This window comes from Massilia suwonensis (assembly GCF_042655665.1).
In the GTDB taxonomy this organism is placed as follows: Bacteria; Pseudomonadota; Gammaproteobacteria; order Burkholderiales; family Burkholderiaceae_D; genus Telluria; species Telluria suwonensis.
On record NZ_JBHSMR010000013.1, the window covers coordinates 1,743,686 to 1,759,668 of the forward strand.

Sequence of the window (15,983 nt, forward strand, 5' to 3'; positions counted from 1 at the left end):
TGTGAACGCTCGTTATGCCATCGGCATCGACCTCGGCACCACGCACAGCGCGCTGTCGTATGTCGACCTGGAAGCCAGCGACGGCGAAAAGACTGCGCACGGCGTGCTGCCGATCCCGCAGCTGAGCGCACCCGGCACCGTCGAGGCGCTGCCGCTGCTGCCGTCCTTCCTGTACCTGCCGCACCCGGACGAACTGGCGCCGGGCGAACTGGCCCTGCCGTGGAATACGGATGGCGAGACTTCAGTGGCCGGCGAGATGGCGCGCAGCCGCGGCGCCACCACGCCGATCCGCCTGGTGTCCTCGGCCAAGAGCTGGCTCTCGCATCCGAGCGTGGACCGCCGCGCCGCCATCCTGCCGAGCGACGCGCCGGAAGAAGTCACGCGCGTCTCGCCTTTGGAGGCCTCGACGCGCTACCTGCAGCACCTGCGCCGCGCCTGGGACAGCGCCCATCCGGAAGCGCCGTTCGACGAGCAGCAGGTCACCGTCACCATCCCCGCGTCCTTCGACCCGGGCGCGCGCGAACTGACCGCGGAAGCGGCGCGGAATGCGGGCTACACCTCGGCCACCCTGCTCGAGGAACCGCAGGCCGCCCTGTACAGCTGGATCCAGGGCAGCGGCGGCGCATGGCGCAAGCAGGTGAAAGCCGGCGACATCGTGCTGGTGGTGGACGTGGGCGGCGGCACCAGCGACTTTTCCTTGATCGCCATCCTCGAACGCGAGGGCAAGCTGGAACCGCACCGTGTGGCCGTGGGCGACCACATCCTGCTCGGCGGCGACAACATGGACCTGGCCCTCGCGCACCTGGTCGCGCGCAAGCTGGCCGCGAACGGCACCCAACTGGATGCCTGGCAGATGCGCGCCCTCACCTACGGCTGCCGCGGCGCCAAGGAACACCTGCTGGCCGACGCGAATGCCACCACCTGGCCGATCGTCGTGCCGAGCCGTGGCTCGAAACTGATCGGCGGTTCGATCCGCACCGAACTCACGCGCGAGGAAGTCACCAGCTTCATTACCGACGGCTTCTTCCCGCGCGTCGAAGCGAGCGCGCGGCCTGCCGTGCGTACCCGCGCCGGCCTGACGCAAATCGGCCTGCCCTACGCGCAGGATGCCGCGATCACCAGGCACCTCAGTGCCTTCCTGGCGCGCCAGGCCGGCGCCACCGCCGAACTCGAAGGCTTCGAAGGCCGCGTCAACGCCGAACACAGTTTCCTGCATCCGAGCGCGGTCCTGTTCAACGGCGGCGTGTTCAAGTCGAACATCCTGGCCCAGCGCGTGATGGACACCATCAACGACTGGCTCTACATGGAAGGCGCGGAACCGGCGCGCATGCTGGAAGGTGCGGACCTCGATCTCGCCGTGGCGCGCGGCGCAGCCTACTACAGCTACGCGCGGCGCGGCGGCGGCGTGCGCATCCGCGGCGGCACGGCGCGCTCCTACTACGTCGGCGTCGAATCCTCGATGCCGGCCATTCCCGGCATGGAGCCGCCGATCCAGGCCCTGTGCGTGGCGCCCTTCGGCATGGAAGAAGGGACCGAGCTCGAACTGCCTGGCCAGGAATTCGGCCTGGTCGTGGGCGAGCCGGTCGCTTTCCGCTTCTTCGGCTCCACCACGCGGCGCCAGGATGCAATTGGCGAGGTGCTCGACTTCTGGGGTCCGGACGAACTGCAGGAAATGAATGAGATCCAGGCGACCCTGCCGGCAGATGGCCGCACGCCGGGCGACGTGGTGCAGGTGACCCTGCACGCCCTCGCCACCGAAGCGGGTACGCTGGAACTGGCGGCGGTGTCGCGTGACGGCCAGCGCTGGAAGGTCGAATTCGACGTTCGTACTGCATCGTGACACCCTGGCTGGTCAGCATCGACCTCGGCACTACCAACACGGTGCTGGCCTATTCCGCACCGGGTGCGGCCGAAGTCGAACTGTTCCCGATCGAGCAGCTGGTGGCGCCCGGCGAAGTGGCCGGTACGCCGCTGCTGCCATCGAACCGCTATCACCCCGCCGAAGAAGAACTCGGACCGGGCCAGCTGCAGCTGCCCTGGCAGCTGCCCGACGTCGCCGGCGTCGAGCGCGTGGCCATCGGCCGCCTCGCGCGCAGCCTCGGCGCGGCCACGCCGGGACGGCTGGTCGCCAGCGCCAAGAGCTGGCTCTCGCATCCGGGCGTCGACCGCATGGCGGCGCTCCTGCCCTGGGGCGCCGAGTCCGAGGTGCCGAAGGTGTCGCCGGTGGCGGCCAGCGCCAGCTACCTTGCTCACCTGCGCGCCAACTGGGACATCCGTTTTCCTGAACATCCGCTCGAACGGCAAGAGGTCGTGCTCACCGTGCCGGCGTCCTTCGACGAAGGCGCGCGTGCGCTGACGCTGGAAGCCGCGAAGCTGGCCGGCCTGCCCGGCCTGCGCCTGCTGGAAGAACCGCAGGCCGCGCTCTACGACTGGCTGTACCGCCACCGCGACACGCTGGCCGAGGACCTGCGCGAAACAAAACTGGTGCTGGTGGCCGACGTCGGCGGCGGCACCACCGACTTCAGTCTGGTGAAAGTCGAACTCGAAGACGGGGAGCCGAAGCTGACCCGCATCGGCGTCGGCAACCACCTGATCCTCGGCGGCGACAACATGGACCTGGCGCTGGCGCACCTGGTCGAGGCGCGCATGGCCGAACAGGACAGCATCGATGTCCCGCGTGCGCGGCTGTCGGCCGCACGTCTGGCCCAGCTGACGGAGCGCTGCCGCGCAGCCAAGGAACAGCTGCTGGCGCCGGATGCGCCAAGCGCGGTCACGGTCACGCTGCTCGGCTCCGGCTCGCGCCTGATCGGCGCCAGCCGCAAGGCCGAACTGCGCCGCGAGGATATCGAGCGCATCGTGCTGGACGGTTTCTTCCCGCTGAACGAAGCGCAGGAAGCGGCGCGGCGCGCGCGCGCCGGCATCGTCGAATTCGGCCTGCCGTATGCGAGCGACCCGGCCGTCACGCGCCATCTCGCCGGCTTCCTGCGCCAGCATGCGGCGGCGGCGCGCGAGGCGCTCGGGCTGCCGGAAGGCGAAGCCCTGCCGGTGCCCGACACCCTGCTGCTCAACGGCGGCGTGTTCCGCGGTGCAGCGCTGGCCGAACGCCTGGCCGCTACGCTGGCGCGCTGGCGCGGCGCGCCCCTGCGCATCCTGCACAACGCCGATCCGGACGTGGCCGTGGCGCGCGGCGGCGTCGCCTACTCTCTGGCGCGCCAGGGCGCGGCGCCCGGCATCGAAAGCGGCGCGGCGCGCAGCTACTACCTGCTGCTCGAGGGCGAACGTGGCAGCGGCGGCCTGCGCGCCGTCTGCCTGCTCCCGCGCGGCACACCTGCGGGTCAGGAAGTGCGCCTGCATGAACGCAGCTTCGCGCTGCGCCTGGGACGGCCCGTGCGCTTCCACCTGGTCTCGACGGTGGCCGATGCGGGCCACGCTGTGCAGGCCGGAGAACTGGCCGACCTGGCGCCCGAGGATGTGGTGCGCCTGCCGCCGATCGCCACCGTGCTGCGCGCCCAGCCCGGCGCCGCGCCGCGCAGCGAGATCGCGGTGCAGTTGGCGGCCTCGCTGAGCGAAGTCGGTTCGCTCGAGGTGCATTGCGTGGCCGAAGACGGCAGCGGACGCTGGCAGCTGGCCTTCGAACTGCGCGACGCGGCAACTGAAGAGGAAGCCGTCGAAGTCGAAGAACTGCCGCCGCAGCTGGGCGCCGCCGTCGACAAGATCGATCGCGTCTTCGGCACCCGCTCGAAGGCGGTCGATCCGAAGGAAGTGCGCCAGCTGCGCGCCGGCCTCGAACAGCTGCTGGGCAGGCGCGAAGGCTGGGCCACGCCCTTGCTGCGGCGCCTGTTCGACGCGCTGATGGAACGCGCGAAAGGCCGACGCAGATCCGCAGAGCACGAACGCGCCTGGCTCAACCTGGCCGGCTTCTGCCTGCGTCCCGGCTTCGGCGATGCGCTCGACAGCTGGCGCATCGAGCAGTTGTGGGCCATGTTCGAAGCCGGCGTCCAGTATCACAAGGACACGCAGGTGCGCGCCGAATGGTGGACGCTGTGGCGCCGCGTCGCCGGCGGGCTCGATACCGAAGCCCAGCTGCGCCTGCTCGACGACTTCGCCTTCAACCTGCAGGCCGATGCTTCCGAGCGCGGCAAGCGTCCCATCACCCTGGTCGACGCCAGCGAAGACGACATGCTGCGCCTCGGCGCCTCGCTCGAGCGCATTCCTTCGGCCTACAAGGCGGAGATCGGCAACTGGATGATGGAGAGAATCGAGGCGATCCCGCGCGCCGCCGTCAAGCTCGACGCGAAGGCGCTCGCCACCTACACGCGCTACCTGTGGGCGCTGGGCCGGGTCGGCGCGCGCCAGAGCTTCCACGCCAGCGCGCATGAAGTCGCGCCTTCCGCGGTGGCCGAGGAATGGCTCGGCAAACTCCTGCAGCTGGACTGGAAGAAGATCGAACCGGCCGGTTTTGCCGCCACCCACATCGCGCGCATGACGGGCGACCGCTCGCGCGACGTGGGCGAGCCGGTGCGCGCTGAAGTGTTGCGGCGCCTGAGCGCGTCCGGCGCGCCGGCCCACTGGAGCGCGATGGTGCGCGAAGTGGTGGAGCTGGACCAGGCGAGCGAGACGCGCATGCTGGGCGAGGCGCTGCCGCCCGGACTGAAGCTGCTGCGCTGACGTGCGCGTTCATCCTGCTGCAAACACTGCAATCGACGATCAGGCGTAGGGTGGGCGCTCCGTGCCCACCGAATGCGGGCGCTGTGTCTGCTCGTCGTTTTGGTGGGCACGGAGCGCCCACCCTACCGATTACTCTACCCTGACCGCCAGGTCCCGCCCCTCGAGCGCGACGTGCCCCGCATAGTCCGCCGCATAGATGCGCAGGATGTAGTCGCCCGGCGCGAGTTCCCCCACGCGCCAAGAACCCGGCGCCACGCGCCCGCCCTGCAGCGTGTTATTCACCGCATACGCAAAGCGCGTCGCCTTGCTGCCATACACCGTGATGCCGCTGTTCGGCGCATACAGCAGCTTGACCGCTTCGCGCTCGCGCGGCAGGCGGTCGTAGACTTGGGTGACCAGCGGCTGCTCGAAACCGGGCAGCGCGCTGCCGTCCGGCCGCAGCAGCTGGTAGCCCAGCTTATAAAGACCAAGCCGGCGCCGCGCCAGGTTGCCGTCCATCTGGTCGTAGCCATCGGCCACGATCGAGACTTCGCCCAGCGTGCGTTCGATGCGCACCGGCTGGCCCTTCTTCGCGCCCAGGCGGCGGCCGATGCTGTCGTACAGCGCCACGCTCTGCAGACGCGGCGCGATGCTGTCCTGCACGCCGGGGAAAGGCAGCGTCAGGGGATTGACCAGCGTCCCGCCCGGGTAGTAATCGAGGTGGACGTGGGCCATGCTGTTGATGGTGCCGAGCGCGTCGCCCACGGCGAAGCGGGTCCCGCGCGGAACGCGCACGCGCTCCGGCTTGCCGCGTTGGTCTTTCAATATCTGGAAGCGCGCATCGAGCGGCTTGTCGCGGCTGTCGCGCCCGACCCGCATGTGGATGTACGACAGCGGCCCGACGGCCATGCCTTCGCTGGGCGAGCCGAAACCCCAGTTGGCATACGGGTCGCTGATCTTCGACGGCGCGATCGCCAGCACGCGCGTGCCGATGTCGGCGCGTACGTCGAGGCCGGCGTGGAAGTGGTCGCGGCTTTCGCCGTCGTAGCTGCCGCGTACCTCGCCCATCAGGCCGACGACTTCGTGCGGCGCGTCCTGCGGTCCTACCGGCCAGGGCATGGGAGATGTACGCACCGCCTGCTGCGGCGGAGTGATGACGGGTACTGCCTCGCCCTGCTTCGGCGGCGCCAGGCGCAGCACGCGCAGCGCCAGCGCATCGGCGACGACCAGGCTGCCGTCGCGTTCCACCGCGATGCCGTGCGGCCCGTACAAATGCACCTTGCCGTCGGCGCCGAAGCTCGACTCCGGCGGATGGTCGGCATCGTCGAGGGCGCGGATCTCGCCGCCTGGCGCCAGCTGCAGGATGCGTCCTCCCCCGCCGGCGACGTACAGGTAGCCGTCATGGGTCAGCGCCAGTCCGGCGGGCCGGCGCAGCAGCGGCTGGCGTTCGTCCGGCAGAGGCGCAACCAGGGTCGAGACGACGCCATCGAGGCCGATGCGGCGGATCGCGTGATTGCCGGTGTCCGCCACGAACAGCACGCCCTCCTTGTCGACCGCGATCGCCGTCGGCGTATCGAAGGCGGCGTCGATGGCGGGACCGTCCGCGTTGCCGGGCCGCGCGCCGCCCGCCAGCGTGGTGACAAGGCCGTCGGGCGCGATGCGGCGGATGCGGTCGTTGTAGGTGTCGGCGACATAGACGTTGCCGCGCTTGTCGACCGCCAGCCCGACCGGTGCATGAAAGCGCGCGGCGCGGCCCTGGCCGTCGGCGTCGCCCGGCTGGCCGTCGCCCGCCAGCGTGGTGACGCTGCCGTCGGGAGCGATCTTGCGGATCGCGTGGTTGCCGGTGTCGGCCACGTACAGGTTGCCGAAGCTGTCCAGCGCCAGCGCCGACGGAGTGTGGAAGGAGGCGGCGGCGCCGGCGCCATCGGCAAAACCTTCGGCTCCGCCGGCGAAGGTGGAGACGACGCCGTCACGCCCAATGCGGCGGATGCGGTTGCTGTCGCCGCCATCGGCCACGTACACGATGCCGTGCGCATCGACGGCGACGCCGAAGGGATCGCTGAAGCGGCTTTGCGCGGCGGCGCCATCCTGCACGCCGTCCTGTCCCTGGCCCGCCAGCGGCGACACGCGCGCCGCCCAGAACGGTTTGGTGGGCGCCGGTTTCGCCAGCAGCATGGCCGGCTGGCCGGGTGCGCCCGGCTCGCGCTGGCCTGCGATGAAATACCCGGCCAGGGCGGCCGCCAGCACGCCGGCGCCCGCCAGGGATGCGATCTTCGTTGTTCGGTTCACTGCAGCCATCCGCTCATTGCACAGGCCGCAAGTCTAACCGATCGGTTCGCTGCGCAGGGCAAGCGAATCCTGCCGTATGCCGCGCAATGCCGAAGACCGCTACCATCATTTACACCCGCCACCTGCCCCACTTCACGAAGGAGCCTTCATGGATTCGAAAGACCAGACGCCGGACGCCGGCACGCAGCCCTCGCGCCGGCGCTTCGTCGGCACCGTCGCCACGGGTCTTGCCGCCGCTGCGACCTTGCCGGCCGGCGCACAGACAGCCGATGCGGCGCAGCAGGGACAGCCGCCGGCCGGACGCGCCCGCGAAGCGGCGGCGCGTTATCCGCGTCCGCCTTTCCAGAACCAGTCGCAGCCCTGGCCCGGCCTCGCCGGCAAAATGACGCCGCGTCCCGACCATGGCGAGACCACCTACCGCGGCAGCGGGCGCCTGGCCGGACGCAAGGCGCTGGTGACGGGCGGCGACTCCGGCATCGGCCGCGCCGCCGTGATCGCCTTTGCGCGCGAAGGGGCCGACGTCGCCATCAATTACCTGCCGGCTGAGGAAGCCGATGCGCGCGAGGTGGTGAAACTGATCCAGGATGCCGGCCGCAAGGCCGTCGCGCTGCCCGGCGATATCCGCGACGAAGCCTTTTGCCGCAAGCTGGTGGCGGAGGCGGCGCGCCAGCTCGGCGGACTCGACATCCTGGTCAACAACGCCGGCCGCCAGCATTCGACCGACTCCATCCTCGACCTGACAACCGAGCAGTTCGACTGGACCTTCAAGACCAATGTGTATGCGATGTTCTGGATCACCAAGGCGGCCGTGCCGCTCATGAAGCCGGGCAGCTGCATCATCAACACGGCCTCGGTACAGGCTTACGATCCCTCGCCCAACCTGCTCGATTACGCCCAGACCAAGGCGGCCGAGGTGGCCTTTACCAAGGCTTTGGCCAAGCAGCTGGGCAAGAAGGGAATCCGCGTTAACGCGATTGCACCGGGGCCGGTCTGGACGCCGCTGCAGGTGTCGGGCGGGCAGACGCAGGAAAACCTGAAGAAGTTCGGCGAAGACTCGCCGCTGGGACGTCCGGGTCAGCCGGCCGAGCTGGCGCTGGCCTTCGTCACGCTGGCGGCGGACGAGTCGAGCTATACGACCGGGCAGGTGTATGGCGTGGCCGGAGGCCAGGGCAATCCCTAGAAAACCAGGGATGCGCGCGGATCAGCGTTTACGCAGCAGGCGCGCCAGTAAAGAGGTGACCGACACGGTCGGGATCAGCTTGGCCAGCGGGCCTGGATGGTTGCAGCGCGAGGTGACGGTCATGTTGTAGTCTCCGAAACATTGATTATCAGGATAGTCACATTGTCGAGCTCGCTCTGTGCGCCAGTTCGCATAGTGCTGGGCTTCGTGGCCTGCGATCGTGCTGAGCCTCGCATGCCACGATGACGGGCGCGTGACAAGCGCGCGCGCCCCTGCACGATTGAGTCATATCATGAGTGCGGCAAGGCCTCGGCCTACCCTCAGGACTGGCTTTGCGAACATGCGAACGAAGACAAGGGAGAACGAGATGAGCTATGCAGATCGCGACAAGTACGGAATGTACAAACGCAGCGGCAGCGCCGGACCGGGCCCCGCGCTGATGGGCGCCGACACGCTGATCGGCGACAGCGTCGTCAACGGCCGCGAGGAAGACCTGGGCGACATCAAGGAAATCATGCTCGACATGAGCACCGGCCAGGTGGCCTACGCCGTGCTGGCTTTCGGCGGCTTCCTCGGCATGGGCGAAAAATTGTTCGCCGTGCCCTGGCAAGCCCTGCACCTCGACACCGTGAACCACCGCTTCGTGCTCGATGTCGAGAAAGAACGCCTGAAAACCGCCCCCGGCTTCAACAAGGACGCTTGGCCCGACATGAGCGACATGAACTGGGCCAACCAGATCCATACCTTCTACGGCACCGACCCGAACCGCAGCGGCGCACCGACCATGGGGCCGGGCAGCTCAGGCGGAATGGTCGGCGGCGCGGGCATGGGCAGCGGTGCAATGGGTACCGGCCTGGGTGCGGGCCATGCGGGCGGCGGTGACGTCGGCGCCGGCAGCGGCACGGCCGACACCGGCGCGGGCTCGGGACTGGGCAAGAGCCGCAGCCTCGATCCCAGCCCGGGCACCGGTGGCGACGACAAGAACCTGAGCCATATTCGCGGCAGCAACATCGGCTAGGCCGTAACTGAAGGGAGGAGACTGCGGCGAACGGAAGCAGGTGCGGCTTGCTGTATCATCCCGCACCTGTTAACGAAAGCCGCACATGCTCATCATCACCATCAAACAGGGTAAGGAAAAAGGCCTGCTGGCCGGCGACCCGTGGATCTATCTCTCCGCCATCGAAAAGGTCGACGGCAAGCCGCAGGAACGTAACAAGCCGGGCGCGACGGCGATCGTGCAATCCTCGTCGCGTCGTTTCCTGGCGCGCGCGGCCTACAACGCGAAGTCGCAGATCGCGGCGCGTGTCTGGACCCTGCGCGAGGACGAGCCGGTCGACCACGCGATGATGAAGCGGCGCGTGCAGGCCGCTGTCGAACGCCGCCTCGAGGCCTGGCGCGCGGCCGATCCGCAGGCATTGATGCTGTTGGTCGATGGCGACAAGGATGGCTTGCCGGGCCTGCTGGTGCACGGCTATGGCGGCACGGACGGGTATCTGGTTTGCCAGTTCAATGCCGGCGGCGTCGATTTGTGGAAGGTACCGGTGGTGCAGGCGCTGCTCAAGGCCACCGGCTGCGCCAACGTGTACGAACGCTGCGACCCGCTGCTGCGCAAGGGAGAGGGATTGCCCGTGACGCCGGGTGCGCTGGCAGGCGACGAGCCGCCGCAACGCCTGATGGTGCGCGAGGGCGGCAGGCTGGCGCCGATGGATATCCGGACCGGGTTCACCTACCCGCGCTGAGCACGCACCCGCAGCATTGGCCGTCGCGGTCCGCAGTACGACATGCCATACGCAGTAGAGATCCTGTTTTTCGCTGTTTGACGACCCATCCATGATGTTTGCACCCACCAAAGGAGATGATCATGAAAAGATTCCAAGGCGTTCTTATCGGTAGCATGACAGCCGTGCTGTTGACGGCATGTAGCACAATGGGCATGGGCGGCGGTGACAAGGGCGGCAACGCGGCAACGGGATCGAGCGCAAGCGGCGCCACCACGAGCGGCACGACCACGAGCGGCACGCAGCAAAACAGTTCGATGGGCACCACCGGCAGCGGCCAGACCGACACCGGCAGCCCGGGCACGACGGGTGCGTCGGGACAGGGCGCCGGCGCAACGTCGACGACGCCCCCGACGACCACGGGTACGCCACCGACGGGCCAGCGTTAGTTTGGGGGGAAGGTTTGCCGGGTGCGCCCGTCGGCGGCACCCGGCAATGTACTCGACATGCCAGCACGTCAGGCCCGGCGGCACTCAATTTTTCTTCTGCTGAAGACCCTTATAAATTCCTTGCAATAAGACTGCGATTGGCTCCGTCCGGTTACGAGGATTGTTTGGATCCAAGTAGGCTTGAACGACGATGCTTGCATCCCCCTCGGCCGTGCGCGCATAGGCAAGCGGTATCAATGCGAATCCATGACCGACAGCCGGGAGCGTCATCGCCTTTCCCTGCTTGCCGTCTACCAAAGCAACCGGGACTGGATCGGCACCTGCAAGCATGAACTGCGCGACGTGCGGCGGCATATATTTGAACGTGTCTTTGCTATCGGCTACCCACTTGGCCAGCGTCGCATCGATATTGCTCGGGCTGAATTTGCCGTCTTTGCACATTGCCACGACGACCTGCCCGGAAGTGCCAGCCCCGACTATCTCGAAGGTCTTTACCTGAAAGCACCCATCGATTTCTTGCGATTCGCTGCTGTCGACACCGACGTCGATGGCAGTGTCGAGCGGGAAGTTTGATGCAATGAGTTGGCTGCCGATGCCGTCCAGCGGGCCGTTTGCCGCCTGGGCGGTATTCCAGTCCTGAAGGCAGAGCAGGAATAGGACGATTGTCGCGGTAATTGATTTGCTCATGAGACCGTGTGGATGTTTGTAAAAGCCTTGGCGCGCTTTCCGTGGCATCCGGAAACGGAGTGTCTGCACTCCATTTCCGGAGTTCGATTCAGGATCAGGACTTGTACTTCACGGCGCAGCCATACGGCCGCGTCGTCGCCTGCGCGACATTTTCACCCTTCAGTACCGATTCCAGCGCGGTCTTGAAATAGGGATCGGCCTTCTCGATGTCGGCCGGCTTGGGCGACGCGATGCTGTCGATACCGCCGGCATAGCGCAGGATGCCGCTGGCGTCGATCACGTACATGTGCGGCGTGGTGCGCGCGTCGTAGGCCCGTCCGATCTCGCCTGTCGGGTCGAGCAGCACCGCGCTCGGCTGCGCATTGCGGCTGGCCGTCAGTTCATCGGCTTTGGCGCCGGTGACATGTCCCTGCTCGCCCGGCGCCGACGAAATCACGCTCAGCCACACCACGCCTGCCCCCTTCGCCTGCTTCTGCAGGTTTTGCATGTTCGAGGCGCCGTAGTGTTTTTTCACGTAGGGGCATTCGTTGTTCGTCCATTCCAGCACGACGACTTTTCCCTTCAGGTCGGCCAATTTGTGCTGCTGCCCCTTGCTGTCGACCGCCGTGAAGGCAGGCGCCGGCTGGCCGACGGTGGCTGCGGCCTGTGCCGGTACGGCAAAGCCGAAGCTGGCGCCGGCGAACGCGGCGCTCAGTGTCATCATGCGCAGCAGGGCGCGGCGTGGGAAACGGTTCATGAAATCCTCCTTGAATATGGATTAAGGTCGACGATGTCTACTGCCTGGCGATCACTGCTGCATTGCTACCGGATTGCTCCTCGAATGTCTCCGTCACGAGCTCTTGCGTCAGCACCGGCGGCAAGACCGTCGGCTCCTTGCCGGGCGCGTAAAACACATAGAACGGCAGGCCGTCGCGCTGAAACGAGCGCAGGAAGGCCGTGATGGCGGGATCGCGATTGGTCCAGTCGCCCTTCATGTAGACCACACCGTGTTCGCGCATGGCCTGCTGCACGGCCGCTGTCGAAAGCGTAGTACGTTCGTTGACGAGGCAGGTGATGCACCAGGCGGCGCTCATGTTGACGAACACCGGCTTGCCCTCGGCGCGCAGGCTGGCGAGCCGCTCGGCGCTATATGGCTCGGTGTTCTTCGCTTGCGCGCCGCCCGGCGCTGCCGCCGGCGCGGCGCCGTGCAGGTTGAGCATCAGGCCCGCCAGCCCGGCAAGGACAATCAGCGCAGCGCCGCGCGGCCACCATGAACGCCCGGCGCCCTGTTGGTGCAAACCAACCAGCCAGGCCGCCAGGCCGACCAGCACAGTGCCGGCCAGCGCCAGGCGCAGGCCCGCTTCGCCTGCCTGCTGCGCGAGGACCCACAGCAACCAGGCGGCCGTCGCATACATCGGGAAGGCCATGGCCTGGCGCAGCCGTATCATCCAGGGACCGGGCCGCGGCAGGCGCTGCGCCACGGCCGGGAACATCCCCAGCAATAGAAAGGGGAGCGCCAGCCCCAGGCCCATCATCGCGAACACGACGATGCTGACGAAGCCCGGCGCCACCAGCGCCGAGCCGATCGCCGCGCCCATGAACGGCGCCGTGCAGGGCGTCGCCACCACCACGGCGAGCAAGCCGGTGAAGAAGCTGCCCGCGTGGCCCTGGCGCTCGGCCAACTCCTGCCCCGCACCGGTCAGCGAGGAACCTACCTCGAACACGCCGGAGAGGTTCAGGCCGATCGCCAGCATCAGCCAGCACATGGCGGCCACGAACAGCGGCGACTGGAACTGGAAGCCCCAGCCCACGGCGCTGCCGCCCGCGCGCACCGCCAGCAGGACGAGGGCCAGCGCCAGGAATGCGGCCAGCACGCCCAGGGTATAGAACACGCTCGAGATGCGCACCGCGCGCCGGTCGCCGCCGGACATGCCCGCCACCGCCGTGGCCTTGATCGCCAGCACAGGAAACACGCAGGGCATCAGGTTCAGGATCAGGCCGCCGAGGAAGGCAAAGGCGGCCATTTGCCACAGCGGCAGGCTGGCAGGCGTTTCAGCCGCAGCGGCAGTGGAATCGGCCGCAGCGGGCACACTTGCGGGGACCAGGTCGAGCGCGAACCAGCGCTGTTGGCCGCCGCCATCGGTCACCGCCAGCAGTCCCGCCGACGGCGCGGGCGTATAGCCCTGGCCTTTTCGCAGCGTCAGGGTCAGTACGCCCTCTTCCACCTTCAGGCTTTGCTCGGCGACGTGGTCGACCACGCCCCAGCGTTCCGGGAAATACAGGGCCGAACGCACCGACTGCGCCGAGATCCCCGCGCCCTCGACGCGCATGTGCAGTGCCGACGCATCGGCGCTGCTCGCGACCTTCCACGGCGCCGCCTGCGGCCGGCGCGCGTCGGCGATGGCGAATGCAGCACGCACGGCGTCGCTGCCCAGGCGCGCGCTCGCCTCCACGGGCAGGCTGAGGCTGAACTTTCCTTCCTCGGGAATGCACTCCTTTTCGCACACCACCCAGTCGGCATTCGCCTCGAGGAGCAGCCGGCTGCCGGGCTTCGCATCCTGCGGAACGGTCAAGCTCATCGGGAAGACGATCTCGTTCTCGTAGCCATAGCTGGCCACCGGCCCGATGATGAAGCGGTCCGGCCCCGGCCAGGCGATCTCGCCGACGCTGGCGCCGGGAGGCAGCTGGAATGCGATATTCGGCGGCGAGCCGGCGTCGCCGGGATTTTTCCAGTAGGTGTGCCAGTGCGGCGCCAGGCGCTGGCGCAGGCCGATGCGCACTGTCTGCCCCGGACTGACGGCCGCGTGCTCGCTGACCAGCGACACCGTGGCGCGCGGACTGCGCACCAGATTGCTTTCTTCGGCAGCCGCGAACGCCGGGGTCAGGAGCGCCAGCGCCAGGGCCAGCACTGCGCCCAGGTCGCGCCAGTCGATGCGAACGGCAAGTGGGAAGGATCGGTGCATGCGAATGTCCGTCAAGGGGATTCGGCAGTCTCATGCAAAATTAACACGTTGGCGCACGCTTGCGTAATCGGCTTGGTAACGAAGTGTATGTGCTGCAAGCGGGCAACGGCAAATATCGATCAGGGTCGGGCCAACCTCCATGAGATCGACCGATGGATACTCGGACTGGCTACCCACGTTGAAGAACCGCCGGCTCCTGCGGGACTGATTCAAAAATCGTAGCGCAGGCCGGCAGCAATCGCATGGCCGCCGCCAATGCCCGGATCGGCGTCGGCCAATCCACCCCGGCGCCTGGTGAGCGCGGCGGTCTCCCCTTCACGATAAAACTCGGCAAACACCTTGTACTCTTTCGAGAACTGGTGATCGATGCCGACGTGAACGATGTTGTCGCCGTAGCTCTCCAGTTTCGCGAGCATGAGCTTCAACGTCGTTTTTCCCAAGGCATAGCTGCCAAACAGATTGATGGCCTGGTTGCCGTCAGTCGAAAACGTTCCGGCTTGACGATTGCCGGTGTCGAACCGTTCGTATTTGAGCGCCACATACAGCTTGTCGGCCTGGTAGCTGGCCGACAGCCCATACAGCCGGTTGCGCCCGTAGCCTGCATCGCCTCGGTCATCGATGCCGGCGGCAATGCGGGCGTTGCCGCGTGCGTAGGACGCAGTCGCCTGCCAGCGGCGATCGTCGATCCGTGAGGTCGAGCGCGCATTGGCACTACTGCCGGCATACGCCGCAGCGAAACCAAGACCCTCCAGTTCCGGGGTGGAATAGGCAAGCGTGCGGGCAACCCGAAACACGGTATAGGTCGCGAAGCCGCTGTAGTAACTGCTGAACATGTCGACTGGCGCGGCGATTGCGTTGTAGTACGGCATCCACTGCTGGCCATAGCTGATCGAACCGATATTGGAACGCACGCCGATGCGGGCGATCCGGAGCCGCTCCTGCTGGTCGTAGGGGTCGCGCAGCCTCCGGTTTGCGGAATCGACAGGAATTTCAATGTCACCGGTCAGCGCCAGCGTGGCATCGAGCGGATAGTCGGCCTTTACTCCCACTCTGGAATAGGCATCGCGCAAGGAAGTGTACTGGCCGAGATGATCGCGGCGCCCCGGGCTGACCCTTTCGAGTTGTGTGCGTAAGGAGCCGTAGAAATCGATGGCGGGACCCGCTTGGGCCGCAGCCTCGTGACAGTATGTGCCGCTCGTTGCCGCGAGCACGGCGCTTGCCAATATGGTCCTGGTTTTATCCATGGTTTGCCCCGGCAAACCGGAACTGCGAGAGTGCTTGAACCGTAACGGGAAGCGTGGAAGAAGGCCTCAGTTCAAGCATGAGTTCGCGGACGCCATCCCACACGATCTGCACGCCAAGACACAGCAGGATGAACGCGGTAAGGCGCAGGAAAACCGCCGTTCCGGCTTCGCCGATCATGCGCAGGAAGTGCTCTCCATAGCGGAAAGCCAGGTAGAGCAGGACGCCGATCACGGCCAGCGCGGCCAGGGCGGCCCCCATGCGCGCCAGGGAAATGACGAGCTTCGCGTCGTGCAAGGCCACCCCCACCGTAATGGCGACGGAAATCGAGGCCGGGCCGCAGCTGATCGGGAAGGTAAGGGGATAAAAAGCCTGGCGGTGAGCATGGTCTGGCGTGAAAGCCTCGGCCAGCGCGGCCCGGCTGTCCGGGGTGGTCGGCGTTGCGCCCAGCAGGCGCCAGGCGACGGAAGCGAGGATCAGGCCGCCGCCGACACGGACAATCGGCAGCGAAATGCCGAAGAAATCGAGGACGTACGAGCCGACGAGCATCGAGCCTGTCATCAGCCAGAACATGTTGCGCGCAATACGGCGCGCAAGCAACTTTCGGGTTGCAGGGGAAGCACCTTCGGTCATGCTCAGAAAAATCGGTGCGGTCGCAGCCGGATTAAGAATCGGCAACATCGTCACCAGCACGAATAGAAAACTCCTGGCGGCTGCCAGTATCAAGTCAAGCGTCATGGCTGCCTACCTACTTCGATGGATCACACTGTACATGAAGACACGGCCGCGCTAACGCACTGCTGGAGCACCGGGACGCAAGGAACTCGGT

At 67.2% G+C, this 15,983-nt stretch carries 12 protein-coding genes; 6 read left to right on the top strand and 6 right to left on the bottom strand.

What is annotated here, in order from left to right; all coding sequences use genetic code 11:
- Position 1: 1 nt before the first annotated feature.
- Together ACFPQ5_RS15900 and ACFPQ5_RS15905 are read left to right on the top strand one after the other, a co-directional pair.
- Positions 2-1,840, top strand: coding sequence for an Hsp70 family protein (locus ACFPQ5_RS15900; protein ID WP_379757617.1), 1,839 nt, complete (start codon positions 2-4; stop codon positions 1,838-1,840).
- A complete protein-coding gene (locus ACFPQ5_RS15905) occupies positions 1,837-4,668 on the top strand; it encodes an Hsp70 family protein (protein ID WP_379757620.1) in 2,832 nt (943 codons plus the stop codon). Before ACFPQ5_RS15900 ends, ACFPQ5_RS15905 begins: the two co-directional genes overlap by 4 nt.
- A 129-nt stretch (positions 4,669-4,797) precedes the next feature.
- Here ACFPQ5_RS15905 and ACFPQ5_RS15910 read toward each other — a convergent pair whose 3' ends face one another.
- Positions 4,798-6,936 carry a gluconolaconase gene (locus tag ACFPQ5_RS15910; protein ID WP_379757623.1) on the bottom strand — a complete coding sequence of 713 codons (2,139 nt, stop codon included), beginning with the start codon at positions 6,934-6,936 and terminating at the stop codon, positions 4,798-4,800.
- 148 nt (positions 6,937-7,084) lie between these two features.
- Between ACFPQ5_RS15910 and ACFPQ5_RS15915 the strand changes: the two genes are divergently transcribed.
- The 4 genes from ACFPQ5_RS15915 to ACFPQ5_RS15930 all read left to right on the top strand — a co-directional run bounded on the left by ACFPQ5_RS15915 (position 7,085) and on the right by ACFPQ5_RS15930 (position 10,283).
- Positions 7,085-8,116: an SDR family oxidoreductase gene (locus ACFPQ5_RS15915; protein ID WP_379757626.1), complete on the top strand. Its 1,032-nt coding sequence runs from the start codon at positions 7,085-7,087 to the stop codon at positions 8,114-8,116.
- Positions 8,117-8,483: 367 nt separating this feature from the next.
- Positions 8,484-9,134: a PRC-barrel domain-containing protein gene (locus ACFPQ5_RS15920; RefSeq protein WP_379757629.1), complete on the top strand. Its 651-nt coding sequence runs from the start codon at positions 8,484-8,486 to the stop codon at positions 9,132-9,134.
- A gap of 85 nt (positions 9,135-9,219) precedes the next feature.
- Positions 9,220-9,855, top strand: a complete 636-nt coding sequence (locus ACFPQ5_RS15925) for an SAM-dependent methyltransferase (RefSeq protein WP_379757632.1) — start codon at positions 9,220-9,222, stop codon at positions 9,853-9,855.
- A 122-nt stretch (positions 9,856-9,977) separates the two neighbouring features.
- Complete coding sequence (locus ACFPQ5_RS15930) at positions 9,978-10,283, top strand: hypothetical protein (RefSeq protein WP_379757635.1); 306 nt, start codon at positions 9,978-9,980, stop codon at positions 10,281-10,283.
- A gap of 84 nt (positions 10,284-10,367) precedes the next feature.
- Here the strand turns inward: ACFPQ5_RS15930 and ACFPQ5_RS15935 are convergent, their stop codons facing one another.
- The 5 genes from ACFPQ5_RS15935 to ACFPQ5_RS15955 form a co-directional block, all read right to left on the bottom strand.
- On the bottom strand, positions 10,368-10,970 hold the full coding sequence (locus ACFPQ5_RS15935) for a hypothetical protein (RefSeq protein WP_379757638.1): 603 nt from the start codon (positions 10,968-10,970) through the stop codon (positions 10,368-10,370).
- Positions 10,971-11,064: 94 nt separating this feature from the next.
- Positions 11,065-11,706 (bottom strand): redoxin domain-containing protein, encoded by a 642-nt coding sequence (locus ACFPQ5_RS15940; protein WP_379757641.1) that lies wholly within the window; start codon positions 11,704-11,706, stop codon positions 11,065-11,067.
- A 37-nt stretch (positions 11,707-11,743) separates the two neighbouring features.
- Positions 11,744-13,912: a protein-disulfide reductase DsbD family protein gene (locus ACFPQ5_RS15945; RefSeq protein WP_379757644.1), complete on the bottom strand. Its 2,169-nt coding sequence runs from the start codon at positions 13,910-13,912 to the stop codon at positions 11,744-11,746.
- Between the two features lie 209 nt (positions 13,913-14,121).
- Complete coding sequence (locus ACFPQ5_RS15950; protein ID WP_379757647.1) at positions 14,122-15,156, bottom strand: porin; 1,035 nt, start codon at positions 15,154-15,156, stop codon at positions 14,122-14,124.
- Positions 15,149-15,892 (bottom strand): MarC family protein, encoded by a 744-nt coding sequence (locus tag ACFPQ5_RS15955; RefSeq protein ID WP_379757650.1) that lies wholly within the window; start codon positions 15,890-15,892, stop codon positions 15,149-15,151. The genes ACFPQ5_RS15950 and ACFPQ5_RS15955 overlap by 8 nt, the downstream gene beginning before the upstream one ends.
- Positions 15,893-15,983 lie beyond the last annotated feature (91 nt).

What these genes read in the sequence shown, in the direction of transcription:
- ACFPQ5_RS15945 (WP_379757644.1), bottom strand. Translation starts at nt 13,912, where the DNA reads ATGCACCGATCCTTCCCACTTGCCGTTCGCATCGACTGGCGCGACCTG.
- ACFPQ5_RS15955 (WP_379757650.1), bottom strand. Translation starts at nt 15,892, where the DNA reads ATGACGCTTGACTTGATACTGGCAGCCGCCAGGAGTTTTCTATTCGTG.
- ACFPQ5_RS15940 (WP_379757641.1), bottom strand. Translation starts at nt 11,706, where the DNA reads ATGAACCGTTTCCCACGCCGCGCCCTGCTGCGCATGATGACACTGAGC.
- ACFPQ5_RS15930 (WP_379757635.1), top strand. Translation starts at nt 9,978, where the DNA reads ATGAAAAGATTCCAAGGCGTTCTTATCGGTAGCATGACAGCCGTGCTG.
- ACFPQ5_RS15925 (WP_379757632.1), top strand. Translation starts at nt 9,220, where the DNA reads ATGCTCATCATCACCATCAAACAGGGTAAGGAAAAAGGCCTGCTGGCC.
- ACFPQ5_RS15915 (WP_379757626.1), top strand. Translation starts at nt 7,085, where the DNA reads ATGGATTCGAAAGACCAGACGCCGGACGCCGGCACGCAGCCCTCGCGC.
- ACFPQ5_RS15950 (WP_379757647.1), bottom strand. Translation starts at nt 15,156, where the DNA reads ATGGATAAAACCAGGACCATATTGGCAAGCGCCGTGCTCGCGGCAACG.
- ACFPQ5_RS15920 (WP_379757629.1), top strand. Translation starts at nt 8,484, where the DNA reads ATGAGCTATGCAGATCGCGACAAGTACGGAATGTACAAACGCAGCGGC.
- ACFPQ5_RS15935 (WP_379757638.1), bottom strand. Translation starts at nt 10,970, where the DNA reads ATGAGCAAATCAATTACCGCGACAATCGTCCTATTCCTGCTCTGCCTT.